This is a genomic window from Paenibacillus silagei, from assembly GCF_017874735.1.
In the GTDB taxonomy this organism is placed as follows: domain Bacteria; phylum Bacillota; class Bacilli; order Paenibacillales; family Paenibacillaceae; genus Paenibacillus_AQ; species Paenibacillus_AQ silagei.
On sequence record NZ_JAGGLV010000051.1, the window covers coordinates 1 to 1,405 of the forward strand.

Annotated in this window: 2 tRNA genes and 2 rRNA genes; all 4 read right to left on the bottom strand. The window is 50.7% G+C overall.

The annotated features are described in order from the left end of the window. Positions 1–812 (bottom strand): 23S ribosomal RNA (locus J2Z70_RS33010); the annotation flags it as partial. A gap of 203 nt (positions 813–1,015) precedes the next feature. After that, positions 1,016–1,091: transfer RNA gene (locus J2Z70_RS33015), tRNA-Ala, on the bottom strand. Between the two features lie 96 nt (positions 1,092–1,187). Next, positions 1,188–1,264: transfer RNA gene (locus J2Z70_RS33020), tRNA-Ile, on the bottom strand. A 47-nt stretch (positions 1,265–1,311) separates the two neighbouring features. Next, a 5S ribosomal RNA gene (rrf, locus tag J2Z70_RS33025) occupies positions 1,312–1,405 on the bottom strand; the annotation flags it as partial.

Consider the following 1,405-nt stretch of genomic DNA (forward strand, 5'->3'; position numbering starts at 1 on the left):
TCAACATGCGTGGGTTCGGGCCTCCAGTGCGTGTTACCGCACCTTCACCCTGGACAGGGGTAGATCACACGGTTTCGGGTCTACGTCCACATACTGAGTCGCCCTATTCAGACTCGCTTTCGCTGCGGCTCCGGCTTCTCACCTTAACCTTGCATGTTAAACGTAACTCGCCGGTTCATTCTACAAAAGGCACGCCATCACCCGTGCTGGACAAGTCCAGCATAGGGCTCTGACTTTTTGTAAGCACACGGTTTCAGGTTCTATTTCACTCCCCTTCCGGGGTGCTTTTCACCTTTCCCTCACGGTACTGTTTCACTATCGGTCGCCAGGTAGTATTTAGCCTTAGCAGATGGTCCTGCTGGATTCATACGGGGTTTCACGTGCCCCGCACTACTCGGGATCCGTCTCGGAGAGAACACAGTTTAGGCTACAGGGCTTTTACCTCTATCGCGGGCCTTTCCAGACCTCTTCACCTACCATATTCCTTTGTAACTCCATGTGAGACGTCCCACAACCCCAAGAGGCAAGCCCCTTGGTTTAGGCTGTTCCGCGTTCGCTCGCCGCTACTGACGGAATCACTATTGTTTTCTCTTCCTCAGGGTACTTAGATGTTTCAGTTCCCCTGGTCTGCCTCTGCATTTCCTATGTATTCAGAAATGAGTAACTGCGAATTACCACAGCTGGGTTTCCCCATTCGGACACCCCCGGATCAAAGCTTGCTTACAGCTCCCCGAGGCAGTTTCGTTGTTCGCCACGTCCTTCGTCGGCTCCTGGCGCCTAGGCATCCTCCGTGTGCTCTTAGTAGCTTAACCAATGCGTTTTCCCTAAGGAAAATCGCTAGTATCGCCATTAATATGAAACTTGTTTACACAAGTTCAGCTTAAAGGAATGTTCTAAAACGCAAATTCGTTTCGGTATCCAGTTTTCAAGGATCAAGTTGCTGTTATTACGGGACAATCACGACTGTGATGTTCGGAATAACAGACGATGTGCATATACTGTTGTAAATAAGTTTTGGTGGAGCCAAGCGGGATCGAACCGCTGACCTCCTGCTTGCAAGGCAGGCGCTCTCCCAGCTGAGCTATGGCCCCATATAATCACCCCAAAAAGTGAGGTGTAGCTTCGAGGTTAATTCCGATTACTTTTCGGGGACCCCGGTACTTCCTATTCAATTCCAGATTGTTATATGGTGGGCCTTGGTGGACTCGAACCACCGACCTCACCCTTATCAGAGGTGCGCTCTAACCAACTGAGCTAAAAGCCCATATAACAAAACTTGCAGTAGTGAAACAATCAATGAATTGATTGTTCGCTTGGCGGCGTCCTACTCTCCCAGGACCCTTCGGTCCAAGTACCATCGGCGCTGGAGGGCTTAACGGTCGTGTTCGGGATGGGTACGTGTGGA